At 60.0% G+C, this 25,895-nt stretch carries 22 protein-coding genes and 1 pseudogene; 6 read left to right on the top strand and 17 right to left on the bottom strand.

Annotated features, from left to right (window positions below):
• Positions 1-50: 50 nt before the first annotated feature.
• The 14 genes from dhaK to mdlC form a co-directional block, all read right to left on the bottom strand.
• Positions 51-1,040, bottom strand: coding sequence for a dihydroxyacetone kinase subunit DhaK (gene dhaK, locus BG60_RS19895; RefSeq protein WP_008348926.1), 990 nt, complete (start codon positions 1,038-1,040; stop codon positions 51-53).
• Positions 1,041-1,054: 14 nt separating this feature from the next.
• Positions 1,055-1,690: a dihydroxyacetone kinase subunit DhaL gene (gene dhaL, locus BG60_RS19890; protein WP_008348928.1), complete on the bottom strand. Its 636-nt coding sequence runs from the start codon at positions 1,688-1,690 to the stop codon at positions 1,055-1,057.
• A complete protein-coding gene (locus BG60_RS19885; protein WP_034472429.1) occupies positions 1,687-2,706 on the bottom strand; it encodes an ABC transporter ATP-binding protein in 1,020 nt (339 codons plus the stop codon). The genes dhaL and BG60_RS19885 overlap by 4 nt, the downstream gene beginning before the upstream one ends.
• The gene (locus BG60_RS19880) at positions 2,699-3,814 is read right to left on the bottom strand and encodes an ABC transporter ATP-binding protein (protein ID WP_034472427.1); all 1,116 of its coding nucleotides are present in this window, start codon (positions 3,812-3,814) and stop codon (positions 2,699-2,701) included. The genes BG60_RS19885 and BG60_RS19880 overlap by 8 nt, the downstream gene beginning before the upstream one ends.
• A gap of 3 nt (positions 3,815-3,817) precedes the next feature.
• Positions 3,818-4,012, bottom strand: coding sequence for a hypothetical protein (locus BG60_RS19875; protein WP_008348936.1), 195 nt, complete (start codon positions 4,010-4,012; stop codon positions 3,818-3,820).
• Positions 4,009-4,962, bottom strand: a complete 954-nt coding sequence (locus BG60_RS19870) for a carbohydrate ABC transporter permease (RefSeq protein WP_008348938.1) — start codon at positions 4,960-4,962, stop codon at positions 4,009-4,011. The genes BG60_RS19875 and BG60_RS19870 overlap by 4 nt, the downstream gene beginning before the upstream one ends.
• A complete protein-coding gene (locus tag BG60_RS19865) occupies positions 4,959-5,915 on the bottom strand; it encodes a carbohydrate ABC transporter permease (protein ID WP_008348939.1) in 957 nt (318 codons plus the stop codon). Before BG60_RS19865 ends, BG60_RS19870 begins: the two co-directional genes overlap by 4 nt.
• 72 nt (positions 5,916-5,987) lie before the next feature.
• Positions 5,988-7,319, bottom strand: coding sequence for an ABC transporter substrate-binding protein (locus BG60_RS19860; protein WP_008348942.1), 1,332 nt, complete (start codon positions 7,317-7,319; stop codon positions 5,988-5,990).
• 114 nt (positions 7,320-7,433) lie between these two features.
• Complete coding sequence (locus BG60_RS19855; protein ID WP_174447738.1) at positions 7,434-8,453, bottom strand: LacI family DNA-binding transcriptional regulator; 1,020 nt, start codon at positions 8,451-8,453, stop codon at positions 7,434-7,436.
• Between the two features lie 251 nt (positions 8,454-8,704).
• Positions 8,705-9,850 (bottom strand): alpha-hydroxy-acid oxidizing protein, encoded by a 1,146-nt coding sequence (locus BG60_RS19850; RefSeq protein ID WP_008348947.1) that lies wholly within the window; start codon positions 9,848-9,850, stop codon positions 8,705-8,707.
• Positions 9,851-10,007: 157 nt separating this feature from the next.
• On the bottom strand, positions 10,008-11,384 hold the full coding sequence (locus BG60_RS19845) for an MFS transporter (protein ID WP_008348949.1): 1,377 nt from the start codon (positions 11,382-11,384) through the stop codon (positions 10,008-10,010).
• A 188-nt stretch (positions 11,385-11,572) separates the two neighbouring features.
• Complete coding sequence (locus BG60_RS19840; RefSeq protein ID WP_280519344.1) at positions 11,573-12,508, bottom strand: ketopantoate reductase family protein; 936 nt, start codon at positions 12,506-12,508, stop codon at positions 11,573-11,575.
• A 74-nt stretch (positions 12,509-12,582) separates the two neighbouring features.
• On the bottom strand, positions 12,583-14,034 hold the full coding sequence (locus tag BG60_RS19835; protein ID WP_008348953.1) for an aldehyde dehydrogenase: 1,452 nt from the start codon (positions 14,032-14,034) through the stop codon (positions 12,583-12,585).
• A gap of 37 nt (positions 14,035-14,071) precedes the next feature.
• Positions 14,072-15,685 carry a benzoylformate decarboxylase gene (mdlC, locus tag BG60_RS19830; RefSeq protein WP_034472421.1) on the bottom strand — a complete coding sequence of 538 codons (1,614 nt, stop codon included), beginning with the start codon at positions 15,683-15,685 and terminating at the stop codon, positions 14,072-14,074.
• A 242-nt stretch (positions 15,686-15,927) separates the two neighbouring features.
• Between mdlC and BG60_RS19825 the strand changes: the two genes are divergently transcribed.
• The 5 genes and pseudogenes from BG60_RS19825 (at position 15,928) to BG60_RS19805 (ending at position 22,938) form a co-directional block, all read left to right on the top strand.
• Entirely contained in the window at positions 15,928-16,854 is a 927-nt protein-coding gene (locus BG60_RS19825) for a LysR family transcriptional regulator (RefSeq protein WP_008348956.1), read from the top strand.
• Between the two features lie 260 nt (positions 16,855-17,114).
• A complete protein-coding gene (locus BG60_RS19820; RefSeq protein ID WP_277621794.1) occupies positions 17,115-17,771 on the top strand; it encodes a fimbria/pilus periplasmic chaperone in 657 nt (218 codons plus the stop codon).
• A gap of 147 nt (positions 17,772-17,918) precedes the next feature.
• Positions 17,919-20,123, top strand: coding sequence for a fimbria/pilus outer membrane usher protein (locus BG60_RS39580; protein WP_051996548.1), 2,205 nt, complete (start codon positions 17,919-17,921; stop codon positions 20,121-20,123).
• A pseudogene (locus BG60_RS19810) lies at positions 20,090-21,604 on the top strand (peptidase domain-containing ABC transporter); the annotation flags it as partial. The gene BG60_RS39580 and the pseudogene BG60_RS19810, both read left to right, overlap by 34 nt.
• 38 nt (positions 21,605-21,642) lie before the next feature.
• Positions 21,643-22,938 carry a TolC family outer membrane protein gene (locus tag BG60_RS19805; protein ID WP_081851866.1) on the top strand — a complete coding sequence of 432 codons (1,296 nt, stop codon included), beginning with the start codon at positions 21,643-21,645 and terminating at the stop codon, positions 22,936-22,938.
• Positions 22,939-23,179: 241 nt separating this feature from the next.
• Here BG60_RS19805 and BG60_RS38270 read toward each other — a convergent pair whose 3' ends face one another.
• Complete coding sequence (locus tag BG60_RS38270; RefSeq protein WP_051079002.1) at positions 23,180-23,419, bottom strand: hypothetical protein; 240 nt, start codon at positions 23,417-23,419, stop codon at positions 23,180-23,182.
• Here BG60_RS38270 and BG60_RS38780 point away from each other — a divergent pair.
• Positions 23,418-23,723 carry a hypothetical protein gene (locus BG60_RS38780; RefSeq protein ID WP_008348961.1) on the top strand — a complete coding sequence of 102 codons (306 nt, stop codon included), beginning with the start codon at positions 23,418-23,420 and terminating at the stop codon, positions 23,721-23,723. The genes BG60_RS38270 and BG60_RS38780 overlap by 2 nt on opposite strands.
• A gap of 5 nt (positions 23,724-23,728) precedes the next feature.
• Here BG60_RS38780 and BG60_RS19795 read toward each other — a convergent pair whose 3' ends face one another.
• Both BG60_RS19795 and BG60_RS19790 read right to left on the bottom strand, forming a co-directional pair.
• Positions 23,729-24,820, bottom strand: coding sequence for an NAD(P)H-dependent flavin oxidoreductase (locus tag BG60_RS19795; RefSeq protein ID WP_034472418.1), 1,092 nt, complete (start codon positions 24,818-24,820; stop codon positions 23,729-23,731).
• 25 nt (positions 24,821-24,845) lie between these two features.
• Complete coding sequence (locus BG60_RS19790) at positions 24,846-25,760, bottom strand: LysR family transcriptional regulator (RefSeq protein WP_008348964.1); 915 nt, start codon at positions 25,758-25,760, stop codon at positions 24,846-24,848.
• Positions 25,761-25,895 lie beyond the last annotated feature (135 nt).

Raw genomic sequence — 25,895 nt, 5'->3', positions numbered from 1 at the left:
GGACGCAATTCCGGCCGAGCGACCGGACGATTGCAAACGTTCCAGCGAATCTACATTCCCCACCTGAGCGATGGCGTATGCACGGGGCTGTCCCAATGCCGCTTCATTTCATCGTCCAGCACGCACAAGGTGATCGACGCACCGGCCATTTCCAGCGACGTCGTGAGCGATCCGACCTGCACGCGCGTGACCGCGAGACCGCGCTGCTGCAGCCACGAGCGTGTGGAATTGAACAGCAGATACAGTTCGCCGAGCGGCGTGCCGCCCAGCCCATTGATCAAGACCAGCAGCTCCGAGCCGTTCCCCGGTTTCAGATCGGCGACGATCGCCGTCAGCAGTTCTGCCGCGATCGCGTCGGCGGCGGCAAAGCGCGTTCGCCGCCGCCCTGGCTCGCCATGAATGCCGACGCCGACCTCCATTTCATCGTCGCCGATCTTGAACGTCAGCGTGCCCGCTGCGGGCACGGTGCAACTCGAAAACGCGACGCCCATCGACGCCGTATGCTTGTTGATCCGGTCGCCGAACGCCTTGCATTGTTCGAGATCGGCGCCGCTCTCGGCGAGACTGCCCACCAGCTTCTCGACGATCACCGCACCCGCCACGCCCCGCCGGCCCGTCGTATAACTGGAGTTTTCGACCGCGACATCGTCGTTGATCAGCACCATCGCATTCGGCAACTCCGACATTTCGGATGCCATTTCGAAGTTCATCAGATCGCCGGAATAGTTCTTCACGATGAAGAGCGTGCCCGCGCCCGTATCGACGGCCTTGGCGGCTGCCATCATCTGATCGGGCGTCGGCGAAGTAAACACCTGGCCAGGGCACGCGGCGTCCAGCATTCCGTACCCGACGAAGCCGCTATGCAAGGGCTCGTGTCCCGATCCGCCGCCCGAGACCAGCGCGACCTTGCCCGGCTTCAACGTCTTGCGCCGCACGAACACAGGTTCGTGATTGAGCACGACGAGATCGTCATGCGCGGCGGCGAATCCGGCAAGGCTCTCAGTCAGAAAGTCGTCGACATGGTTGATGAACTTTTTCATGGCCTGCGCTCCTTTCACTCTCTGTATTGCGCGAGCCGCGCGCATACCGCACCGATCATCAACTGGCTCGACCGTGCGCCGGGATCGATATGCCCGCGCGCGCGCTCGCCGAGAAACGACGCGCGCCCCTTGGTCGCGAGCATGTCGCGCGTCGCGAGCATGCCTTCTTCAGCCGTCCGCGGCAGCGCATCGAGCACGGCTTCGCGCGGCGCACTGCGCTCGGCCAGTTCCATGAAGCGCGACGCGACAGGGATGAGCACGTCCATCATCGTCTTGCTGCCGGTGCCGGCCTTGCCTCGCTGGGCAACGGCATCGACGCCCGCGGCGAAGATCCGCGCCGCGTCCGCCACACTCAAGGTGTCCGCGTTCTGCGCCGCCTTCGCCATGCCATGCAGCAACGAAAAGAACAGCGGCCCCGACGAACCGCCCACCGTCGACAGCAATTTGGAGGCGGCCTGGTCCAGCGCGGGCGCAAACGCCTCGGCCTCGATAGCGGCGCGCATCGCAAACAGCGCATCCATGCCCCGCAACAGGTTGAAGATATGATCGCCGTCGCCAATCTGCTGATCGAGCGCGGCGATCTCGTCCGTATGTTCCTTGAGCGTCGCGTGCGCGGCTTCAATGCACGCCATGACCGTTTTCCCGTTCATGCCGGAATCCTCCTGCCGTCGGAGCGGAAATAGAGAAGACTGCGCAGAGGTAGCGACACGCCGACTGTCTGCCCCGGCGTGAAATTGCGCTCGGTCATGGTTGTCGCGACGATGGCGGTGCCGTCGCGCTCCATGATCAGCAGATGCCGCAGCGGAGAATATTCGAGCACGCGAAGATTGAGCACGTCGCGCGTATCGTGCGCGTGCAGCACGATGTCTTCAGGACGGATCGCGACCGTCGAGGTGCCTGCGGGCATCGTGGCAGGATCGAACAACACGGGCGGCAGCAAGTTGATGGGCGGTGAGCCGAGACGTTGCGCGGCGCCTAGCGAAGCCGGGTTGCCATATACGTCGCGCGGCGCGCCCACCTGCACGATGCGCCCGTGTTCGAGAATGCCGATGCGGTCCGCGAGCGTGGTCGCTTCGACCTGATCGTGCGTCACGTAGATGATCGTGGCGCCGATCGTGCGATGCAGCCGCTTCGGTTCTATCCGCAGTTCCTCGCGCAACTTCGCGTCGAGCGACGACAGCGGCTCGTCCATCAGAAACACCTTGGGCTGACGCACGAGCGCGCGTCCGATGGCCACGCGCTGCATCTCGCCGCCCGACAGACGCGTCGCCAGATTGCCGAGCTTCGACTCGATATGCAACATCTGCACGACCGACTGCACGCGCGCGGCGACTTCCGCCTCGCTCACGCGCCGCCGCGGGGAGCGCAGCGGAAACGCCAGGTTGCCGAACACCGTCAGATGCGGATACAGCGAATACTGCTGAAAGATGAAGGCGACGTCGCGGTCCGCCGGATGCATGTCCGTCGCGGCGGCGCCGTCGATGAATATCTCGCCATCGTCGGGCCGCTCGAGACCTGCGATGAGCCGCAACGTAGTAGTCTTGCCCGCGCCGCTCGGACCGAGCAACACGACGAACTCGCCCTCCTTCACGTCGAGCGACACATCATCTACCGCGACGATATCGCCGAATCGCTTCGTCACGCCACGCAAGCGAATTTCAGACATAAGCGCCTCCGTTGCCGCTTCCGTTGACGGCCATCTGCCGCGCGGCGCCGGGCAGCAGCTTGCCGCTCGATGCGTCGTAGAGGAGCGTGCGCTCCTTGGCGAACGACATCCCGACCTGCGACCCTGCCACCAGTCCTTCGTCCTTGCCGACCCGCACGCGCATCACGCCGAGTGCCGTTTCGACGACGAGAATCTGATGCGAGCCGAGATATTCATCCGCGATCACGCGTCCACGCAACGCACCGCGCTCGTCGATCACGACATGCTCTGGCCGCACGCCGAGCAGCGCTTTCGCCGCGGACGTAGCCGTGCGCGGCACGGACACGGCGACGCCGGAGAGCGAGACCGATTCCGCGCCCGCTTCGACGCCGCCATCCACCGCCAGGAAATTCATCGGCGGGCTGCCGATGAAGCTGCCGACAAACACGGTCGCTGGAAAGTGATAGACCTCATGCGGCGACGCCGATTGCAGCACCTCGCCGCCGCTCATCACGACGATGTCGTCGGCCATCGCCATCGCTTCGCGCTGGTCGTGCGTCACGTAGACCGTCGTCGCGTTGAGCGCGTTATGCAGCTTGCGCAACTCGAGGCACATCAGTTCGCGGAAATCCGCATCGAGCGTGCCGAGCGGCTCGTCCATCAGGAAAGCCTTCGGGTGCCGGACGATCGCGCGGCCCAGGGCGACGCGTTGCCGATCGCCGCCCGACAGCCCCCCCGTCTTTCGGTCGAGCAGGCTTTCGATGCGAAGCATATGCGCGGCCGCATCGACGCGCGCGGCAATCTCGCGGCGCGCAATACCCTCGTTCTTCAGCGGAAAAGCGATGTTGTTACGTACCGTCATATGCGGATACAGCGCGAACATCTGGAACACGAATGCAATATCGCGCTGACGCGCACGCAGCCCCGTGACATCTTCGCCGTCGATCAGAATCTGGCCCGAAGTCGGCAGTTCGAGCCCGGCGATCATGCGCAACGTCGTCGTCTTGCCGCAACCGGAGGGTCCGAGCAGCACCACGAAGCGGCCGTTGCTCACGGTGAGATTCGTATCGTGTACGGCGGTGAAGTCACCGAAGCGCTTATGAAGGTTGGATAGAACGATCGTCGACATGGCTCACTCCGGGAAGTGACTCGTCACGACGAATGCCAGCGCACCCGCCAGAATCACAGGGAACGACCAGGTGTAGAGATCGACCGTGAACGGCTGGACGAGCATCGCAATGCCGAGGCCGATCAGCACGGTCGATGCGCCCTCGCCGTAGCGCCTGCGGAACAGACGGCGGCGCGGCATGACGGGCTGGGCTTTCATTTGCGTACCGCTCCGAAGGTGATCCCGCGCAACAGATGCTTGCGCAGCACAACGGTGAAGATCAGGATGGGCAGCACGAACAGCGTCGTCGCGGCCGCGACCGCTGGCCAGTCCTGCCCGCCCTCGCCGATGATGAACGGAATGAACGGCGGCATCGTCTGCGCGTCGCCGCTCGTCAGCAGCAATGCGAACGCGTACTCGTTCCACGCAAAGATCAGACAGAAGATCGCCGTCGCAGCAATGCCGGTGATCGCCTGCGGCAGCACGACCTTCACGAAGGCCTGCAACCGCGTGTATCCGTCGACAAGCGCCGCTTCCTCATATTCGCGAGGGATTTCGTCGATGAATCCTTTGAGTAGCCACACCGCCAGCGACACGTTCACGGCCGTATAGAGCACGATCATGCCGAGGTAGCTGTCGGCGAGGCCGAGCGTGCGATACATGAGATAGATGGGAATCGCCACCGCGATGGGCGGCATCATTCGCGTGGACAGTATGAAGAACAGCAGATCGTCGGCGAGCGGCACCTTGAAGCGCGAAAACGCATAGGCGGCCAACGTGCCGAGAAACACCGCAAGAAAGGTCGAGCCGAACCCGATCACGAGCGAATTGACGAAGCGCGGCAGGACCTTCGACGGCCCTGCAATCACCATGTTGCGCTTTCGGACATCGCGGTCGTACCAGGTCTCTGCGGGCGGCAAACTCGCGATGAACTCCGGCGTCTGCCGCGAGCGGATCGTGAAAAGATTCACGTAACCTTCCATCGACGGATGAAACACGACGACGGGCGGATACGCGATCGCATCCTCCTGCGTCTTGAAGCTCGTCATGATGATCCAGACGATCGGCAGCGTCGCGATGAGCGCATACGCGATCACGACGACTGCGGCAAACGTCTTGCTGCGCGGCGATGCAGCCACCACCGACTGTTGAAGGGCGAGGTCTGTCATCGCTGTTTCACCCGGTTGAGCGCCTTCACATAGATGTTCGCCGCACCGAACACGACAACGAACAGAATGATCGCGAGCGCGGACGAATAACCCGTCCTCCACTTCTCGAAGGCTGCGCGCTTGAGCGTGATCGACACGGTTTCCGTCACGGAGCCCGGCCCGCCCGATGTCAGCAGATTCACCATGTCGAACATCTTGAAGTTCTCGATCCCGCGAAAAAGGATCGCGAGCATCAGGAACGGCAGCGTCATCGGCAGTGTGATCGACCAGAACTGACGCCATGGCGAAGCGCGATCGACTTCGGCCGCTTCATAGATGTAGTCCGGAATCGAACGCAATCCCGCCAGGCAGATCAGCATCACGTAGGGCGTCCACATCCATGCATCGACCATGACGATCGTCCACGGTGCGAGCGGCACATCGCCGATCATCTGGAACGAGTTCGGCGGAATGCCCGTGAAAAAGCCGACGATGTCGTTGAAAAGACCCGTTTGCGGTTGCAGCAAAAAGGTCCAGAAGTTGCCGACGACAGCGGGCGAAAGCATCATCGGCAGCAGAATCAGCGTGGTCCAGAAACTATGGCCGCGAAACTGCCGGTTGATCAGCAGTGCGAGCCCGAAGCCGAGCAGCACTTCGAGTCCGACCGACCAGAAAACGAAGCGCGCCGTCACCTGCATCGCGTACCAGATGTCTTCGTCGGTGAGTATGTCCGTGTAATTGTCGATGCCGACATTGCGCGCGGGCACGCTCGGCATATTCGACTTGAAGTTCGTGAATGAGAGCCGCAATGCCCAGATCAACGGAAAGATGTTGATGGCGAGCAGCAGCACGATAGTCGGAAGAATGAACAGCCACGCGATGGTTCGGTCAGACAGTCCGCGCAAGCGCGCGGCCGCGCGCGTCTGCGCTTTGGTCTGCAACCCTTCCGGAGGAAAAGGCTTGTTTGCCAACATGCCTGACTCCTTGTTGTCGCGGACCGGCGAGATCGATCGGCTCGCCGGTCCGCGCGTTCATGTGCGGTAACGCTAGTTCTTCCCTTCCGCCTTGAATACTTTGTTCCAGTCCTTGACGAGCAGATCGAGCGCTTCTTTCGCCGTGCCCTTATCCGCAACCACATAGTCGTGCACGCGCTTTTGCATGTCGAGCAACAACTCGGCATAAGTAGGCTCGGCCCAGAAGTCTTTCACTATCGACATCGACTTCAGGAATGCAGGCGCAAATGGCGCGCTCTTCGGAAAGTCCGGCGCGTCCACCACCGACTTCGCCGCCGAGTAGCCGCCGAGTTGCCACCATTTCTTCTGCACATCGGCTTGCGCGAACCACTTGATGTATTCGAGCGCGTCGGCCTTGTGATCCGAGTACGACACGACGGATATGCCTTGACCGCCAAGCTGCGTGAACTGTTTCGTTTCCTTCGGATTGACGAAGAAGCCGATCTTGTCGCCGCCGACATTCGGATCCTTGTACAGGCCGGGGAAGAAGGCGAACCAGTTCATCTGCATCGCGACCTGCCCCGACTTGAACGCATCGAGCCCTTCCTGCATGTAGGCGTTCGTCATGCCGGGCGCCGTGCAGCACTTGTAAAGCGCCTTATAGAATTCGAGTCCCTTTATCGCGCCTGGCGAATTCACGAAGCCCTCCAGGTGATACGGCTTCTTCGGGTCCTGGTATTCGAAGCCGAAGTTATAGAGCATGTTGGTCACGCCCATTGTGATCCCTTCCGAGCCGCGCTCCGTGAAGATATACACGCCATACACGGTTTTGCCGTCGATCTTTCGTCCTTGAAAGAACTCGGCTGTCTGCTTGAGTTCGTCCATCGTCGTGGGCGGCTCGAGTTCGCGCTTGTACTTCTGCTTGAACTCCGCGCGCAGTTCGGGCCTCGCAAACCAGTCTTTGCGGTAGGTCCAGCCCACGGCGTCCGCCATCGCGGGCAGCGCCCAGTAATTCGGCGTGTTCTTCGGCCACTCTGCGTAGCCGACGACGGTCGCCGGCACGAAGTCGTTCATCGAGATTTTGTTCTTGTCGAAGAAATCATTGAGCTTGACGTAGTGTCCATTGACCGCGGCACCGCCAATCCACTGACTATCTCCGATGATGAGATCGCACAGCTTTCCATGCGAATTCAGTTCGTTGAGGAAGCGGTCCGCATAACTCGTCCACGGCACGAACTCGAACTTCATTGCAATGCCGGTTTTCGCCGTGAAGTCTTTCGATAATTCGACGAGCGCATTGGCGGGGTCCCATGCGGCCCAACATAGCGTCAACTGCTTGCCCTGCGCATGCGCCGCCGATCCGAAGCTCAGTCCCAGCGACGCGACGAGCGCCGCTAATACCCTTGATGACGTAAGACGTAACATGTGTCTTCTCCTTGTCTCTGTCGGGTCTCAAACTGATGACAGACAGCGCCCATGCGCCGGACGCTGCATATGAGCTCTGGCGGACCGAAGCGAACTGTCCGCGTGTCGCGAGCTTCAGGCATGCGCATTCTCACGAAGATAGATACGGGTTTCGGGCGTCGGGATGGAAGGCACGCCGCGCACGTCGTTCAGGAAGTTGAGAGCGGCGAGACCGGCCCAATGGACAATGCCGCGCACGTCCTGATCGAGGATCACGTCGATCGCCCGCTCCGACAGCAGCGCCCGCGTATCGGCCGTGCACTCGTGGCCGATCAGTACGACGCGCGCCTTGTCGCCCGATTCCTGCAGCGTCGACGCGATGCCGGAAATGCCGCCGCACGTCACATACACGCCGACCAGATCCGGATGTCCCGCCGTCAGTCCTTGCACGGCGAGTCCGGCGCTGTCGTCGTCTTCGGCGAAATCGGGCTCCGTGAGCCAGCGCAGGTTGCGAAAGTCCTCTTCGAGCACCTGGGAAAAACCCGTCCGGCGCTCGAGCTGATCGTGCAGACGCGACGACGCCGACAGCACGGCGACCGTGCCGATGCGCGAACCGACGAAGCGGCCCATCAGCAGACCCGCCGTTCGTCCGGCCATGCGGTTATCGACACCCACGTACGTGGCGCGCGCACTCGACGGCAAATCTGAAAAGACCGTAACGACGGGCACGTTGGCATCCATCATGTCCTGAATCATCCGCTCGACCCATGGGTAATCGAGCGGCACGAGCACGAGCGCGTCGTAGTCGATCAATTGCTGTGCGAGTGAGATCGCGTCGCGCTGGCTGGACAGGTCGCAACGGTAAAACGACGAGACAAGACGATGCTCGCGAAAGAAGCTGGCGGACAGCGCGATATCGCGTTCGACTTGATCGAGAAAGCGGGAATTGATTTGCGGTAAGACGAAGGCGACCCGGAACGATGTGGTTTTCGCAGGCCTGCCGCGGCTTGCGCGTTCGTCGCGCAGCGTGGCCAACGCGAGATGTACACGTTCGGCCGTTTCGGGGCGCACCCGCTGGTCTTCGCGCAGCACACGATCGACCGTTGCCACGCTCACCCCGGCGCGGCGCGCAATCATCATACGTGTAGCTGGCATGGGTCTCCTCCGGTGCCAGGCGAAGAATCGTTTTATGAACTCAAGATAGTTTTCTGCGCGGAGAATGCAAGCTTTTTTTCACGCGTTAAATGCATCATTGCCAGCATGCACCGTTGGATTTTTTCTCTATGTGCTTAATGTCGGCGCTTGTCTCGGCGTTGGGTTCGCATCTGTGTGCCGATCAGAACGGATCTGTCATTAGTCATCCTTATAACGTCAAGAAAAGGGTGAACCGATGGCTGCCCCCTCCGCTACAAAGGCCGCCGAGCGACACAACTCCGATTGACTTCCATTATCGAACTGGACCCGATGAGGGCGAGGGTCCGGTCGATTTCCTCTTTGATCATCGCGATGACATCGGACACACCGGCCTCGCCTTTCGCGGAGAGTCCGTACAAAGTGGCGCGCCCAAGCATCACGGCCGTCGCGCCCAATGCGACCGCCTTCACCACATCGGCCCCTCTTCGGATACCACTGTCCAGAATGAGATCGGTGGTCGGCGTCGCATCGGAGATGCCCGGCAATGCGTCGATCGGCGCAGGAAGATCCGCGAGCTGTCGTCCGCCATGATTCGAGACTATGACACCGTCGGCGCCGATTTCCACGCATCGCGCGGCATCTTCAGCCGTCACGACGCCCTTGACGAGCAGCTTTCCGGGCCAGTCGTCGCGCAAGCGACGGAGGTCGTCCCAGCTAAAGCTCGCGTCCATTTCCCGCCGCAGCACCGCAGCCTGGGAGGCGGTATCAGAGGCGTCATCGGTCGCGAAGTTCTTCAACTGCGGCATACCATTCGTCAGGTAGGACCACAGCCAACGGGGATGCGAAATGCCATCGAGAGCGCCTCGTGGAGTGACTTTGAATGGCATAGCAAACCCGTTTCGCAGATCGCGCTGCCGGAATCCATTTACCGCGACGTCCGTGGTCAGGATCAACGTCGAATAACGAGCCTCTCGCGCTCTCGTGACCAAGCTCTTCGCCACATTCCGGTGTACTACGTATAACTGGAACCACAAGTCTCCGTCCGCTCCCCTTGCTACCGCCTCGATCGACATGTTCGACGCGGTAGAGAGTGCGAACGGGATTCCAGCCTTGCTTGCAGCGCGTGCAAGCGCAAGATCTCCGTCGGGCCAGAACGCACTATTCAGACCTGTCGGCGCGATCACGAGCGGCGACGAAATTTGTCTCCCCAGAAGCTCGGTAGACTGCACACGCTCGCTCACATCGACAAGACGCCGCGGACGCAATTCCCACTTGTCAAAGGCGGCACGATTGTGCGTCAGGCCGGACTCGTCGTCGGCCCCGCCTTCGAGATAGTCGAATACCATCCTCGGCAACCGACGCCGAGCCGCGGAACGATAGTCACCGACGGAGAAGATATGGGGAAACGCTCTTGCCATGATTGTGTCTTGCTTGACCGAACTGGAAACGTGGGGAAGAAAGCAATTTCTTGGCGTGTGTCACGGGCCGTCGAGCGACGACAGAGGAAGACCAACCGCAGTTGCGACTGGCAGACGGAGCGAGAATGCGCCGCTCATGCCAGTCGCCGACCTCGCGCTACTCAGTGACGACTTGCGTGACCAGCCGCTTCTGACGAAGCGCCGGGATATGGTTTCTGACCTGCGACAGCGAGATCAGTACCAACAGCATGGCGACCCCGAGCATCGCGAGATAAAGGGACGCTCCGCCCACGGTGATGACGACGGCGCCAGCGAATGCGCTGAGGATCGCACCGAGTCGTCCAAACGCGAGCGCCGAAGCGAGGCCGGTTGCTCTCACGCGAGTCGGATAGACATACGCACACAAGGCGTACATCGTCGACTGAACTGCATTGACGAAGAGACCGTGGACGCCCAGACCGATAACCAAGAGGCTCGTGTGACTTGCCACATCAACGCCTCGCAGGAAAAAGGCGCTCGCACATCCTCCGGCGCAGCACACCAGGAGCGGCCAACGCGAACCAAAGCGCGTGATGGCCAAGGCGCAGATGAGTGCCCCGAAGACGCCGCCGAGGTTATATGCGGTCAGGCCCGAACCGGCAAGTGCCACGGGAAGCCCTTCGGATGCGAGCATGGTCGGCAGCCAGCTAAAGGCGGCGTAGACCGCGAGCAGGCACATGAAAAACGCACTCCAGATAGCAATCGTGTTACGTCGCTGAGCCGGCTCGAAGAGCGACCCGAAGCCGTCGCGTTGTTCGAGCCTTTGCTCGGCGGCGTCGACGAAAGTCGTCTGCGCACTAATCGGCCGCGACATTCTCGCAAGGAGCGCACGCAACTCGGTCCAGCGCTGTTCCTTGCGAGCGAGAAAGCGGGGAGACTCCGGGAACACGAAAAACAGCAGAATGCCAAGGGCCAAGGGGATCGTGCCACCGATGAAGAACAAGCCACGCCAACCGAAGGTCGGCAAGACGGCACCGGCGAAGAACCCGGCAAGCATGCCCCCGAGCGGCACGCAAACGATGGTAGACGTGACGGCGAGCGTGCGGCGACGTGCCGGGGTGAACTCTGCGGTCATCGTCGTGGCACTGGGAAGCGCTCCGCCGATGCCCAGGCCCGCGATAAAGCGAAGCGCGGCGATCATCGGTATGTCTTGCGCAAGCCCGATGGCGCAGGTTGCCGCGCCGAACACCACGACGCTACCGATGAGCGCCCAGCGCCGGCCAAACCTGTCGGCGAACAAGCCAGCGCACGCGCTCCCGACGCCCATGCCAACCAGACCCGCCGCCACGGCCGGCGCGAACGCATTGCGCGTTATGCCCCATTCTTTGATGATGGTGGGAATGGCGTAACCGATGAGCTGGCCATCGAAGCCGTCCATGATGATCGACAGTGCGGCCAGGCAAACGACGAACTTCTGAATGAGCGTAAAGGGGCCGTCGTCGAGAAGACTGCCAATGTCAGCAGTGTTCGAAGCGCTGAAGGTCTGCGGATTCATTGCTCGACCTCCGCGCACACATTCGATGGTCTGTCGATTGCAACAAGGTCCGCGACGTCGCGCGGGAGCATGGCAAAACATATCTTCATGGCGATGTCTCCTGGGTACGCTGCGCCGGGTCGATCGGCGCGTCTTTTGATGCATGATCGCGGACGTTTGTTGTTCTCTGTCGACGTGCCCGCGGCTACCTACTTCGCAACGGCTGATGCGTTTCGCGCGTCGATAAGCCTGACGAGCTTTGCCAATGTCTCCGTGTGCGGAACGGACACGTTGATGCTGCGGGCCACTTCAACGACTGCGCCGTTGATGCCTTCGATCTCTGTCTTTCGCCGGGCCAGAACGTCTTGCAGCATCGACGGCTTGTGCCCCTTGTGCTGTTCGATCGCATGAACGATGTTTGTCGAGCACACGCTCAGATCCGCGGAAACGCCGCTGGCGTTCGCCACTGCGATGACCTCGGCGGCCACGGTCAGTGCCAGGCTCTTGCTGTCCTCCAGCAGTCCAAGCTGGTCCACCGTCGTCCCAGTGACCGCACAGATGCTGTTGAGCGCAGCGTTGAACGCCACCTTTTCCCAGATAGCTGCCCAGACGTTGTCGTCGATCTGACAATTCAATCCGGCGGAATTCAGAGCCTCGGCGACGGCATTGACTTGGGAAGTGCGTTCACCGTCGGCGCTCATCATGCGAATTTTCCCTTCGCCGTGACTGCTCACCGAGCCAGGACCGACAAGGTCCGCTGGCCACGTGGTAACGCCAACAAGCACGTTGGAGAGCGGCACGAAGTCTCGAATCGCTTCGACGTTCCCGAGTCCGTTTTGCAGCGTGAGCACGGCGGTTGTCTCGCCGAGCAGATGCTCGATGCCGGACAAGGCCGCGCGCGTGTGCATCGACTTCGTGAAGAGCAACAGCAAGTCAGGCCGTTTATCCGTAGCTTCGGGTCGTATCGCGTTGATGTTCGTGATTGCGCGAGTATCGTCATCCATCTCCAAGCGGAGGCCCTTCGCACCGATAGCGTCCAGATGCGGTTGATTGATGTCGATCAGCGTGACTGAGTGACCGGCTTCCGCCAGGCGGCCGCCGAACAACGACCCCATCGCTCCTGCACCGAGTACGGCGATTTCCATAGTTGACATGTCGACCGCGGCTGCGGTCTTACCTGAGTTGTCGAACGAGTTGACGAGGGTGACAGGGACGTAACTCAGAACGGATAGTGTCGCGGCGACGTTTGCACAGTGACCCAGCGCAAGTCGGTAAAAGCGGCAATGCCTGCCTGTCCGCCGAAGTGGCCAAAGCCACTACCTTTGACGCCTCCAAAGGGCATCTGCGCTTCGTCGTGGACGGTTGGCCCGTTGACGTGGCAAATCCCGGATTGGATGCGGCTGGCCACCCGCATCGCGCGCGCGACATCGCGACTGAACACGGCCGCAGCGAGACCGTATTCGTTATCGTTAGCGCATCGGATCGCTTCTTCTTCGCCGTCGACGCGCACGATTGCCTTGACAGGGCCAAACGTCTCTTCGTTGTAGATCCGCATGTTCGGTCCAACGTTATCGACGAGCGTTGCAGGCATAAGCGTGTTCTCTGCTTTTCCCCCGCAGACCATCGTCGCGCCTTTGTGCAAGGCGTCATCGATCAAGGCGTTGCATCGTTGTACCGTCGCCATATCGACAACGGAGCCCAACACGACCGGCCCCTTTCGAGGGTCGCCGAGCGGCAGCGTCTTAGCCTTTTCACCGAGCTGAAGAACAAACTCGTCGGCGATCGCGCGATCGACGATGATGCGCTCGGTGGACATGCAGATTTGTCCTGAATTCGCGAAGGCGCCGAAAGCGGCAGCATCGACCGCTGCCGCTATGTCGGCGTCGTCGAGCACGATCAGCGGGGCCTTTCCGCCCAGTTCGAGAACAGACGGTTTGAGATGCCGTGCGCAGCTTTCCGCGATGATTTTCCCGACCTTTGTCGAGCCCGTGAAATTGACACGTCGGATAGCCGGATGTGAAATCAGCGCTTCGACAACCGGACCTGCATCGGCAGGCGCGTTCGTGACGAAGTTGACGACGCCTGCGGGCAATCCAGCATCCATGAAGGCTTCCGCAATGAGTGCGTGCGTCGCCGGGCAGATTTCCGAGCCCTTCAGTACCACCGTGTTACCGCAAGCGAGTGGAAGCGCAACCGCACGGACGCCAAGGATGACAGGCGCATTCCACGGCGCAATCCCGAGGCATACGCCGGCGGGTTGCCGAACCGCCATCGCCACGCTGCCGGGGACGTCGGACGGAATGACTTCGCCTGAAATTTGCGTGGTCAGTGACGCTGCCTCCCGCAGGCCGTCAGCGGCCAATCGCACATTGAAGTCGGCCCAGATGCGCGAAGCGCCCGTTTCGGCCGCCATCGCGGAAGCAAACGCCTCCGCCTTCGCTTCGAGCGCTTGCGCCGCGCTAAGGAGATAGGAACGACGCTGGGTCGGGCCCTGCTGAGACCAATGAGCAAACGCGACGGCAGCTGAATCCACTGCATCACGAACGTCGTCCAGCGTACACGCGGGGGCCACGCTTGCGACGTCCTGATCCAAGGGGTTAGAACGTTGGAATGTCGCGCCATTGCTCGCGCCGACATGCGCTCCGTTGATAAGCATCGAAATCGTCTTCATAGTCTCCGCCTTATGTTTCTCTTTTCCTGTAGGCCCTTCAGGCAATCACGACCTCGACAAGACGCGGCTCGCCCGCCTCGAGGGCTTCCTTCAACTTGTCCGCGAGCTCCGCGGCGTTCGCGACACGGAGACCTTTACAACCCATGCCCTGGGCAAGCGACACGAAATCCAAGCCGGGAAGATCAGTGCCCTGAACAGCGTCGTCGGAAGCGAATCCAAACACCGGCGCAAACTCTTGAAGCGCGGCATAGCGCTGGTTGTTCAGAATGACGAACGTGATCGGCAGACGCATCTGCACCGCGCTATAGATCGCCTGGATCGAGTACATGCTCGAGCCATCTCCGATCAATCCAATCACTTTGCGATCGGGGAGAGCGAGCGCGACGCCGACCGCTGCAGGCATGCCGTAGCCCAAGCCGCCGCTAGCCATCGTGAAAAACGTATTGCTCTTTGTGAACGGCAGATACCGTTGCATGACCGGGCGAGAACTCGGTGCCTCTTCAACGACAACGTCGTTCGGATCGCGAACCTCCGCGAGGGTTTGCAGCGCGAAGGCGACCGACATCACGGGCGACGGCTCGGCACGAGGTGCTCTTGGCCGAGGGTCAGGCAAAGGACGCGTGTCTGGCGCCGCACGCGCAAGCAAGTCAAGCAAGCCGAGGCGGACGTTGCCGACCACCGCAGCCCCTCCGGGCGTCCACGCCGCGACGTTGGGGTCGTCGATGAGTTGATAAAGCGCCGCGCCCGCCGGCACGTGCGGACCTGTACCTTCGACGTGATACGAAAAGGCAGGCGCGCCAAGGACGCAAACGACGTCATGCCCATCGAGCAGCGAGACGATCTTTTCACGCATCGCGGGGAGAAATCCCGCGAAAAGTCGATGGTCCTCGGGGAACGAACAACGCGCGCTCATCGGCGCGACAAAGACGCGTGCGTTATGTCTCTCGGCCAGCTGAACGACTTCCTTCCATGCGCCCGCCCGGTCGACTCCCGCACCTACCACGAGAGCCGGCGTTCTCGATGCGTCCAACGCTGCGCCGAGTTTCGCCAATGCCTCCGGGTCGGGACGAACCGAGTTGCTGACAGTCGCGCGCTCATGAAACTCCGCAGGCTGGTCCCAGTCATCCACGGGAATTGAAACGAAGACAGGCCCACGCGGCTCCTGCATTGCGATGTGATACGCGCGCTCCAGCGCGCGCGGCACGTCTTGCGCACGCGCGGGTTCGATCGCCCACTTCACGTATGGCTTGGGCAACTCGACTGCCTGTGCGGCGGAAAGGAACGGGTCGAACGGCAAGATCGAACGGGCTTGTTGACCCGCCGTGATAACGAGCGGCGTCTGATTCTTGAATGCCGTGAAGATATTGCCCATCGCGTTGCCGACGCCGGCCGCAGAATGAAGGTTCACTAACGCTGCGTTTCCAGTTGCTTGCGCATAGCCATCGGCCATCCCGACGACTGCCGCTTCTTGTAAGCCCAGGACGTATCGGAAGTCGGCAGGGAAGTCCCGAAACATTGGAAGCTCCGTCGATCCAGGGTTAGCAAAGATCGACGTCATCCCCAGTTCGCGCACGAGCTTAATGACGACATCCCTGACGGTGGCGTGTGTCGACGGACTGCTTCCTTCGCCTTGTTTGTCGCTGCCTGTCATTGCGATTCCTCTTTGGTTCAAGAGCGTTTCTGCTCTTCGGTGAAACGAGTATGGGTTTCCAAGACATGCTTGAATATTGCTTTTTTTCGCGAAACCCTTTACCTTCAGGTAAAGGCTCGGAGCTTTTGCGAAATGTCATATGCTGAAGTAAGTGGCTGTTTTTGATGCTCTTTTCCAAGCCCAATTTGAGTTGATGGCCAATGCCCTAGGCCAGTGTCCCTAGGGAACACCCCAACGAACTCATGAGCTACAACCTCCATCAATTGCATGCTTTTACGACCATCGTGTCGTCCGGCAGCCTCGGAAGGGCCGCAGCATCGCTCAATGTGACTCAGCCAGCACTCAGTCGAACCATCAAGCGTCTGGAGGAAGATGTGGGCGCGCCGCTCTTTGAGCGGCACGTCAAAGGCATGCAGTTGACGGATATTGGCGCTGCTTTGCTGCCGCATGCTCAACTTCTATTGCGCGAGGCAGAAAATGCGCGCGAAGAGATCGACGCGATGCGCGGACTCGCCAAAGGAACGATCAAGGTGGGAGCGGTTGGCAGTCTCGCTGCCCACTTCCTTCCTTTGGCGGTCGATCGTGTCTTGGAGAAATGGGGCAACTTGCACGTCGAAATCATCGAAGGCGTGTGGGACCGCCTTGCCGAGGGGCTCATCAATTACGAGATCGACCTCGCTCTAAGCACGGCCACTAATGACAGCGACGAGATCGTGGCCGTACCTGACTGCCGATGGGAGGACAACAGCTTCGTCGTAGCAGCTTTCAGCCATCCATTGCGCAAGAAACCGAAGCTCGCTCTCGCCGACACATTGACCGCGCGGTGGGCCATCCCGCCCAAAGGTACAGCCCCTTATGAACACATGCGAGAGACGTTTCTCTCTCGCAACCTCGACATGCCGGATATTGCCGTCCGGACGCGCTCGGTGACCGTGCTTAAAAGTCTGGTAGCCGAATGCTCGTTTCTGAGCTGGATGCCGGAACCGATGTACGACTCCGAAAGCAAGGCAGGGATCATGGGGACTCTGCCTATTCCGGGCGTTCGCGCCGCCAGAACATTGACAGCGTTTCAGCGCCGCGACGGGATACTGCCGCGTCCAGCCGCGCGTCTGCTCGACGAACTCAGAAGCCTGACCGAGGGCGGCATGGCGTTGCGGACCACCCGATAAGCCAAAGATTGCCATCGAGTTCGGAATCTCGGGAACTGCGTTAGGAAATAATCTAAATCCTCCGCCTGATTCGATTTAGTCTGCGCAAGCGCCCAGCGGCCGGGCCAAAATCAGTTTCAAATACCAAGTTAGAAATAGTTCTAAATGCGGCTTTAGAATTATTTCTAACTACTGCTTTAAGGCATTTATTAACGGATAATTATTTAGGATTTCCAGACTTTCTATTTTCATTTGGAACCCTTAATATCCGTTTCCAGCATTTGGCCTGGGATCGCAGGATTCGAGAAGGCACGTTATCCCCAGATACCGTCAAATTAACAAACAACGGAAAGCTCCCGGGGTTGACCAAGGTATGGATCGACCGGGGCGATCCGAACGCGAAGCCCGACAGCATCGAGGTGCCTTTTACCATCATGCCGCCCATCATGCGGATCGATCCGGGTAAATCGCAAACCTTGCGGATCATGAGTACCGGTGAGGAGCTTCCTGCCGACAAGGAATCCCTCTTCTATCTGAATGTGCTCGAAGTGCCGCCGAAGCCAACCGGGGATGAAGCAAGCCCCAATCAACTGCAACTGGCTTTCCGTACGCGCATTAAGTTCTTCTTCCGGCCTAACGGGCTCAAAGGACAAGTCACGGATGCGCCTGCTCAGGTGATCTGGCATTTGAAACACGATGGCGATCAAAACATGATCGAGGCGACTAACCCTACGCCTTATCACATCTCATTCGATCGAATCCAGTTCGGTCGAGGCAGTAATGTGGCCGCCTTCGATCAAGGTGGAATGGTGGGGCCAGGCGAAACAAAGAAGTTTCCCTTGAAAGGGACGTTTCCCAGTCAGGGATCGAAGGTGAACTATACCGCCATCAATGACTATGGCGGGCCGCAAAACGGCGAAGCCGACGTTGCGCCCTGAGCCACTTAAGTTCGTATGGTTCTGCTTCAACAGATCAAGACGCATTCCTAAGTCTTTATACGTTTCATCCCGGAAAGTATCTCCGCGTGCGTAGTGCGATGACGTGTGTGAGACACGCTGTCATACGTTTGGCTGATCGAATCGAAAATGAAAGACCGCCGCAATTTCCCGTCGGTTCACAAGTTGAATCCGATGTACTTCGTCACTCTGCAAGCTCTCGCAGCCATGAGTGCCAGTTCGCATGCGTACGCCGACGCCGCAACGAAGTATTCTGCCGTCGAATTCAACGAACAGTTTCTCGAATCGGGAAGCGGCGAAAAGGTGGATATATCCCGCTTCAACAAAGGGCAGGAAATCCTGCCCGGCACCTATCGTGCCGACACTTATGTGAACAACGAGTGGAAAGGCAAACTCGGCATCGAGATTCGTGGACCCCAAAACGGTGACGGCGTCGTGCACCCCTGCATGACGTCCGATCTTTTGACGCAATTCGGCGTCGACATCCGGAAATTGACTCCCGAAGCATTGGCCGCACTCGATGACGCGGATAAAACGTGTCCGTCGCTCGCTGATCTGATAACCGATGCCACGGCATCATTCGATAGCGGCGAGCAGCGTCTCGAAGTCAGTATTCCGCAAATCGTGTTGAATACGAGAGCGCGCGGTTACGTTGATCCGAAATTCTGGGACGAAGGCGTGCCTGCAGCTTCGCTCCAGTACAACGCGAATACCTACCACAGCTCATCCGGCGGGTTCAATAACGACTCACAGTATCTCGGCCTGATCGGCGGGATCAATGCCGGCCCGTGGCGATTCCGCTACCAAGGCAATCTGACGCATGACAATGTCAGCGGGCAGCATTATCAGACGATTCAAACCTACCTGCAGCGTGACTTCAAGGACATCAAGAGCCAGTTGACGGGTGGCGATACCTTCACCGATGGCGCATTGTTCGACAGTTATGGCGTGCTCGGCGTAACGCTCGGCACCGACGACCGGATGTATCCGGAGTCGCAACGCGGCTATGCTCCTATCGTGCGCGGCATCGCAAACAGCAACGCAAGAGTTCAGATTCGGCAGAACGGAAACATCATCTATGAAACGAATGTTCCGCCGGGGCCGTTCGAAATCAACGACCTTTATCCGACCGGTTACGGCGGCAATCTCGATGTAATCGTGACCGAGGCCGACGGTTCCCAGCGTATTTCCACGGTGCCCTATGCGGCGGCCGTCAATTCGTTGCGCGCCGGCATGACTCGCTACAGTGCCACGATCGGCGAATATCGCGATCCGAACATCGACATTCACCCGTTCGTTTCACAGTTTACGATTCAGCGCGGTCTCAGCAATTTCCTCACGGTCTATGGCGGATTCATTGGCGCGGACATGTATGTCTCCGGCATGTTGGGGGCCGCGCTCAATACGAAAATAGGCGCCGTCGCCCTCGATGTCACGCAGGCGAGCGCCAGTTTCAAAGGCTATGGCTCGCGCAACGGTACCAGTGTACGGTTGAGCTACAGTCGTCTGCTTGAAGCGACGAGCACCAATATTGCCATTGCTGCTTATCGGTATTCGACTAGCGGTTTCTTTTCGCTGCCGGATGCCGTGCAGCAACGTCAGCTCTATCAGGACGGCCACCCCGATGCAATGACGGGAATGCAGAAGTCCCGTCTTCAGTTCGTGCTGAATCAGAGTCTCGGAGAAGGCGGCCGATTCGGTAATCTCTATGCGATGGGTTCGCTCACGAGCTATTGGAATCGCGCAAACCACGATACGCAATACCAGATTGGCTATAGCAATAGCTGGAAGCGCATGACTTATGGCGCATCGGTCGTCCGACAGTACGAGGTCGGAACGAATAAGTGGGACAACCGCATCATGCTGACGCTATCAGTGCCTCTGGGATTGGGCTCGCGCGCGCCTCAATCTAGCACCTATGTCCAGCACGATACGAGTAATAAGAGCACCAGTGTCCAGCAGTCCATTTCGGGCACGCTCGGCAACGACAATGCGTTCAGTTACGGCGTCAACGGTACGTATTCCGACGGTGGCACATACGGTGGCAGCGCGCTCAACGGCGGCGCGAATATGGGCTATTCGTCGCCGTTCGCGCTATTGACGGCCAACGCAAGCACCGGACGCCACTACAACCAGGTTGGAGCAGGTATTTCCGGCGGGATCGTGGCGTGGCGTGGCGGTGTCGCTTTTACACCCAACATGAGCGACACCGTGGCTGTCGTCGAAGCGAAGGATGCGGCAGGCGCGCGCGTCGCGAATGCTGCAGGGCTTCGTATCGATCCCTGGGGGCATGCAATCGTACCTTCGCAAGCATTTTCGTTTTTGGCGCGTTGAGCGAATACGTGCAGAAGTACCTCACCGAATTGATCTTCAATCTGGTCCAAATCAACTCGACGGAAGGACTCATCGGGCATCTTCTGCGCAATCCGATGCCATGGTTCGAGAAGCGGCACGTCGGCGATGTATTCGCGCGCGTGAAGGCGCAGGACGAGATCACCGGCTACGCGACGCGCTCCATCGTCTCGTTGTGCATCGACGTGGCGGTAGGAACGCTCGCGCTCATACTCATGCTTATCCAAAGCCGGCAACTGACGCTCATTGCACTCGTGGTATTCGCCGCGTACGTGGCGCTGGCGTTGAGCATGTATCCCGCGATGCGCGACAATCACGCGCTGGTCACGGAAACGTCGGCCCGTTGCGATGACGCGCTGATCGAGACCATCCGCGCGGCGTCGTTGCTCAAGCTTGCACAGGGCGAGACTCGACGCACGTCGATCTACATGACGATCTTCAAGGCGTATGCCGTGGCAGCGCTCGCGAAGAGCCGATTGAACTGCACGCGCGACAGCCTGCTCAAACTCGTCAACTACGCGGACACCGTGGTTATCACATACATGGCGGCACGGCTCATGCTCGGCGGCGTCGTTTCGGTCGGCGTGTTCTATTCGTTCCTGATCTACAAGTCGTTGATGTCGGAGCGTTTTGCCAACGCCATCAACGCGATGTTTCAGTACTTCATGTTGAGCGTGCCGGTCGCGCGGGTCGACGACATCGTCGAAGCACAGACCGAAACTTACACGCCATTGAGCGCGAGCGAACGGGCGACGGAGATACGCGATTTCTCGAGTATCGAAATGCGTAACGTGACGTTCAGCTACGGCGTATCCGATAAACCCGTGCTGGCCGATCTCAATCTTTCGATTCGCAAAGGCGACAAGATCGTCATCACCGGTCCTTCGGGGAGCGGCAAGTCCACGGTATTCAAGCTCTTATCGGCGGCCGAGCCTCTGCGGGAAGGGCATATCGAACTCAACGGAATCGCGTGGCCGAATCTTGCCGTCGATGAAATTCGGCGCCACATGGCTCATATGCGCCAGGGCGACATCATCCTTCACGGCTCGATTGCCGACAATATCACCTTGTTTGCGGCGAATCCCGACGACGACCGCATACACAGGCTGCTTTCCGACGTGGGCCTTCTCGACGATGTCATGCGTCTGCCGATGCGCACGCGAACCGTCATCAGCGACACGATTGCCAACATCTCTGCGGGGCAGCGTCAACGTCTTTTGCTGGCGCGCGCGCTCTATCAACAACGCGAGATACTGATGCTCGATGAGCCTACTTCGAATCTTGATCCCGCATCTGTGAAGCACATTGCGCAACTGCTTCGCAGTCTGAAGCAAACGGTGGTGGTCATCACCCACGATATGGCTTTGGCATCGGCATTCGACATGCGCTATGCATTCGCCAATGGCGGGCTCGTGCCTGAACACGTCGTGCAAGCATCTGATCCGGTGCTGGTGGACGCATGAAGAAGCCGGGATTCTCAGCAGTCTTGGTTGCGGTCTGCATGACGCTGGCTAATCAGACATGCGCGAGCGATCTGCTCGATATGGTGAATGCGTCGCTCTCACAGGATGCCGATCTCGCGCAGGCACGCGCCGCCTATGAGGCGTCGAAGCAGGCCATTCCCATTGCGCGAGCTGCCTTGCTGCCGCAGATAAGCGGAGGATGGGGCCGTGCGTATAACGAAATCAAAACGGACGGTTTTCCGCGTCAGAGCTATTGGCAAAACGGATGGACTTTTCAGGCCGCGCAGCCCCTCTTCGACTGGGCCAAATGGACGACCTATCAGCAGGCCGATCTGGTCGTCGCTCAAGGCGCGGTGCAATTCGCGGCCGCGCAGCAAGCGGCGATGCTCAAGGCGGTTCGCGCCTATTTCGATGCGCTCGCGGCGGAGGACGAACTCGAACGTACGAGCGAATATCTCGCCGCCATCGATGAACAGCACAGGCAAACGCGCCGTAAGCGCGCCGCCGGCGAAGCGACTGTCATAGACGAGCGCGATATCGATGTCGCTCTCGCCCAGGCGCGGATTCAAAACGCCGACGCGCGTCAGGACATGGAGGTGAAGCGTCGCGTTCTACAGCAGATGAGCGGCAAGCCATTCTCGCCGCTTGCGGGTCTTGCAGCGGGCACGAAGCTGCCGCGTATCGAGCCGGAAGATCCGGATGTCTGGGCCGGTCAGGCGAGTTCGAGCGGCTACGATGTGCAATCGAAACAGCTCGACCTCGAAATCGCGAAGATGGATTCGAAAAAGGCGCGTGCGGCGCACTATCCGGTCGTCTCGCTTACCGGCACCTACACGCCGGCTGGCGCAGCGTCGGGCTATGCGCGCCCGACCACCACGACCACAGCCATGCTCCAAGTGATGATGCCGCTCTTCTCCGGCGGAGAGATACAGGCGCGATTGAAGCAAAGCCTGGCGCAGCAAGACAAAGCGCAGGACGCGATCGAATCCGCGTCCTTCACGGCCGAGAAGGATGCGCGCGAAAACTACGCTGCATATCTAAAGGCGCGCGTTCGGAGTATCTCACTCGAACAGCTATTGCAGACATCAAAGGAAGCATTGGCCGCAACCGAAACGGGCTTCAAGGTCGGCAGCCGGACGCAGGTCGACGTTCTGCGTGCGCTCGACTCGTACTTTACGGTTCGCCGCGATCTCATGCGTTCTCGATACGAGGTTATCGTTTCCTCGTTGCAATTGAAGGCGAACGTTGCGTCCCTGACCATCGACGATATTTCCTACGCAAACACGCTGTTGTGCTGCGCGAAAACATCGGACAACGGACCATCCTTACGCTGACTGTGCAAGAGTGCATTGACGTGCCGAATACCTTGAGTTCGTTCACGTAACCCTTCTGGCTTTGCCAGAGCAGTTCGCTCTAATACGCTTGAAACGCGCATCGGGAATTTCCCATTGCGCGTTTTTTGTTGCCTAAAAGGATCGACATGAGTTATTTGCATGCCGTCTCGCAGGCATCTATCAAATCTCAAAAAAGATTTGCTCCAAAAATAGGATACGTCTTATTATGTTCTTAAGCTGATTATGTTCCCGCAGCGCGCAGATAAGGAATCCCGAGCACAAGAAGTTTCATTACAGGGGCCGAGATGAGAAAAGCGAAGTGGTTGACTATTGCCCGGCACGCGCTGCGCTGCGCCGTCGTGAGTTCCCTTGCCGGGCTTTGCGTGCCGGCTTTCGCGACACTCGTTCCGGGCGGCACGATCACGTTCAGAGGTGCATTGGTTGCGCCGCCGTTTGACATCGTTTCCGGATCTGCTTCCATGCTCGGAACCAGTGGATTCCAGAACGATTCCGCTGATGTGAAAGGCGTACGTTCCTCCGCCGTTGTCACCTATTACGCGCCACCGCACAATGCGCCGAGCGCGGAGGTTTCGTTGGTCGTAGTGGGCGATCGTGCCGCTGCGGTGAGCTCGCATTTCATCGACGGCGCGGGACAGCGCGTCGGGCCGTCCCTGGGCCGCTCATATCACGTAGGCCCGGCAGGCGGCGCGCTTCTGATACGGCGATCCGAAAACGCGCGCGCCGAATCGACGACGCTCGTGACCGTCGTCACCCAATACAACTAGCGCATTCAACGCGATGCATATCGCTGCAATCCCGCGATGCTTTCCCGCAGTTCGTCTTGCAGCCGCGCCATCAATTCGGCGGCGGGCAACTCGCGCGCGAGCGCGGCGGCTTGCCCTGCCCATTGCGCGCCGTAGCCGAATTCGCTCTTTGCTTTCGCCACTGCGTGCAATGCCTTGCCTGCATCGTAGGTAATCGGATACGCGGGAATGGCAGGCGCTCCTTCGGCGCGCCCGAGTTCGGTGAACTTGTTGACGAGGCCGCGCGCCTTGCGCCCCGAAATCGCCGATGTGAACGTCGTGCGTTCGGCCGCATCGGTCAAGATCGCGCGACGGTAGCCCGCATCGATCGACGTCTCCGTGCAAGGCACGAACGCCGTGCCCAATTGCGCGGCCTGTGCGCCCAGCGCAAGCGCCGCCGCAATCCCCGCGCCGTCCATGATGCCGCCCGCCGCGATCACGGGCACATCGAACTTGCTGGCGAGAAGACGCGTCAGCGCGAACGTGCCGAGGTTGTCGTCGTCGGCTTGCGGATCGAAGATGCCGCGATGTCCGCCCGCTTCGATGCCCTGCGCGACGATCGCATCCATGCCCGCCGCGACGACCTGCTCCGCCTCACGCAAATTGGTTGCGGACGCAATCAGTTTGATGCCCGCGTTGCGCAACGCATCGATGTATTCCTTCGACGGCAAGCCGAAGTGAAAACTCACGATCGCGGGCTTCTCTTCGACGAAGACCCGGAGCATGGCATCATCGACGACGAAGCTCGTATAAATCTCGCTCAGCTTCGCGGGCGGCGTCGCGCCGTATTGCGCGAACACCGGCGCGAGCCAGTTCGTCCATGCCTGCTCGATAGCGGCGTCGGCGCGGGCCGGCTCATGACAGAACACGTTGATGTTGAACGGCTTGCTCGTCAGCTCGCGCGTCTCGCGAATCACCTTGCGCGCGCCTTCCGCGTTCATCGCGCCGACGCCGAGCGAGCCGAGCCCGCCCCCATTCGATACGGCCGCCGCGAGCGCGGGCGTGCTGACGCCGGCCATCGGCGCCTGAATGATCGGCACGTCGATGCCGAGTAGCGATGTCAATGCGTTCTTGCTCATGAATGTGCATCCTCTGAACGTTGATTCAACGCGTGCCGAGCTTCTCGACGACGAAGTCGACAAAAGCCCGCACGCGCGACGACAAATGTCTGCCGTGCGGATACAGCAGGATGAACGGCCTGCTGCATCCGCCGTAATCGCGCAGCACCTCGACAAGCGTGCCCGCGCGCAATTCTTCCTCGACGGTGAAGCGATAAATCTGGAACAGACCCGCGCCGTGACGCGCGAGCGGAATGCCCGCGAGCGCATCGCCGGACGTGCCGTAGCCGCCTTGCGTCGTGATTTCCACGAGTTCGCCGTTCTGCATGAAGAGCCACGGCACGGGCCGTCCGGTGCTTGGCATCTCGAACTGGATGCATTCGTGCGCGAGCAGATCTTCGATTGTTTTCGGCACGCCCGCGCGCTTCAGATAAGCCGGCGACGCCACCGTGACCAACTCCGCATCTTCGAGCTTGCGCGCGATCAGACCGGAATCGCGGGGTGCGCGTCCGCGTATCGCGAGGTCGAAACCTTCATCGGCGAAGTCGATGTTGCGGTTGCTCAGATGCGCTTCGACCGTGACATCGGGATAACGCTCTCTGAACTCCGCAAGCAACGGCAGCATGCGGTAATGCCCGTAAGGCGTCGGCATGCTGATGCGCAACACGCCCTTCGGCGTCGTCTGCTGGCCGGTGGCTTCGCGCTCCGCTTCCGCGAGACGATTGAGCGCATCGCGACATTGCTCGAAGTAGCGACGTCCTGCATCGGTCAGTCGAATCTGGCGCGTCGTACGCACGAAAAGCCGCACGGCGAGGCGCTTTTCGAGTCGCGCGACCGAGCGGCTCACGGCCGCCGGCGTGACGCTCGCAGCGGTCGCCGCGAGCGTGAAGCTGCCGAGTTCGGCTGCAAGGCAGAAGAGTTCGATGCTGCCGAGAAGAAGGTCGTCGAATTGCCGCTGCATGTCGATTGGCTTCGCGTCGCTGTCGTTCTTGCTGAATCTTCGCCGCTTGCACATGAACGGTCAACCGACGGCGTTTCATACGGTTCGGCGCGCCGGGGCACAAAAACGAACGCCCGCTTCTTCCACACGGAAAAA

Origin of the sequence: Caballeronia zhejiangensis, assembly GCF_000698575.1 — a bacterium.
GTDB classification, from domain to species: domain Bacteria; phylum Pseudomonadota; class Gammaproteobacteria; order Burkholderiales; family Burkholderiaceae; genus Caballeronia; species Caballeronia zhejiangensis.
The sequence above is the reverse complement of the archived record's forward strand: the minus strand, read 5'-3'. Positions and strand labels throughout refer to the sequence as shown.

Coding starts and splice junctions, on each gene's coding strand:
- dhaL (WP_008348928.1), bottom strand. CDS start 1,690: ATGAACGGGAAAACGGTCATGGCGTGCATTGAAGCCGCGCACGCGACG.
- BG60_RS19875 (WP_008348936.1), bottom strand. CDS start 4,012: ATGAAAGCCCAGCCCGTCATGCCGCGCCGCCGTCTGTTCCGCAGGCGC.
- BG60_RS19855 (WP_174447738.1), bottom strand. CDS start 8,453: ATGCCAGCTACACGTATGATGATTGCGCGCCGCGCCGGGGTGAGCGTG.
- dhaK (WP_008348926.1), bottom strand. CDS start 1,040: ATGAAAAAGTTCATCAACCATGTCGACGACTTTCTGACTGAGAGCCTT.
- BG60_RS19880 (WP_034472427.1), bottom strand. CDS start 3,814: ATGTCGACGATCGTTCTATCCAACCTTCATAAGCGCTTCGGTGACTTC.
- BG60_RS19835 (WP_008348953.1), bottom strand. CDS start 14,034: ATGAAGACGATTTCGATGCTTATCAACGGAGCGCATGTCGGCGCGAGC.
- BG60_RS19850 (WP_008348947.1), bottom strand. CDS start 9,850: ATGGCAAGAGCGTTTCCCCATATCTTCTCCGTCGGTGACTATCGTTCC.
- BG60_RS19825 (WP_008348956.1), top strand. CDS start 15,928: ATGAGCTACAACCTCCATCAATTGCATGCTTTTACGACCATCGTGTCG.
- BG60_RS38270 (WP_051079002.1), bottom strand. CDS start 23,419: ATGGAAGCAGATCCGGAAACGATGTCAAACGGCGGCGCAACCAATGCA.
- BG60_RS39580 (WP_051996548.1), top strand. CDS start 17,919: ATGAAAGACCGCCGCAATTTCCCGTCGGTTCACAAGTTGAATCCGATG.
- BG60_RS19805 (WP_081851866.1), top strand. CDS start 21,643: ATGACGCTGGCTAATCAGACATGCGCGAGCGATCTGCTCGATATGGTG.
- BG60_RS19860 (WP_008348942.1), bottom strand. CDS start 7,319: ATGTTACGTCTTACGTCATCAAGGGTATTAGCGGCGCTCGTCGCGTCG.
- BG60_RS19885 (WP_034472429.1), bottom strand. CDS start 2,706: ATGTCTGAAATTCGCTTGCGTGGCGTGACGAAGCGATTCGGCGATATC.
- BG60_RS19845 (WP_008348949.1), bottom strand. CDS start 11,384: ATGAATCCGCAGACCTTCAGCGCTTCGAACACTGCTGACATTGGCAGT.
- BG60_RS19840 (WP_280519344.1), bottom strand. CDS start 12,508: ATGGAAATCGCCGTACTCGGTGCAGGAGCGATGGGGTCGTTGTTCGGC.
- BG60_RS19865 (WP_008348939.1), bottom strand. CDS start 5,915: ATGTTGGCAAACAAGCCTTTTCCTCCGGAAGGGTTGCAGACCAAAGCG.
- BG60_RS19870 (WP_008348938.1), bottom strand. CDS start 4,962: ATGACAGACCTCGCCCTTCAACAGTCGGTGGTGGCTGCATCGCCGCGC.
- BG60_RS38780 (WP_008348961.1), top strand. CDS start 23,418: ATGCTCGGAACCAGTGGATTCCAGAACGATTCCGCTGATGTGAAAGGC.
- BG60_RS19795 (WP_034472418.1), bottom strand. CDS start 24,820: ATGAGCAAGAACGCATTGACATCGCTACTCGGCATCGACGTGCCGATC.
- BG60_RS19790 (WP_008348964.1), bottom strand. CDS start 25,760: ATGCAGCGGCAATTCGACGACCTTCTTCTCGGCAGCATCGAACTCTTC.
- mdlC (WP_034472421.1), bottom strand. CDS start 15,685: ATGACAGGCAGCGACAAACAAGGCGAAGGAAGCAGTCCGTCGACACAC.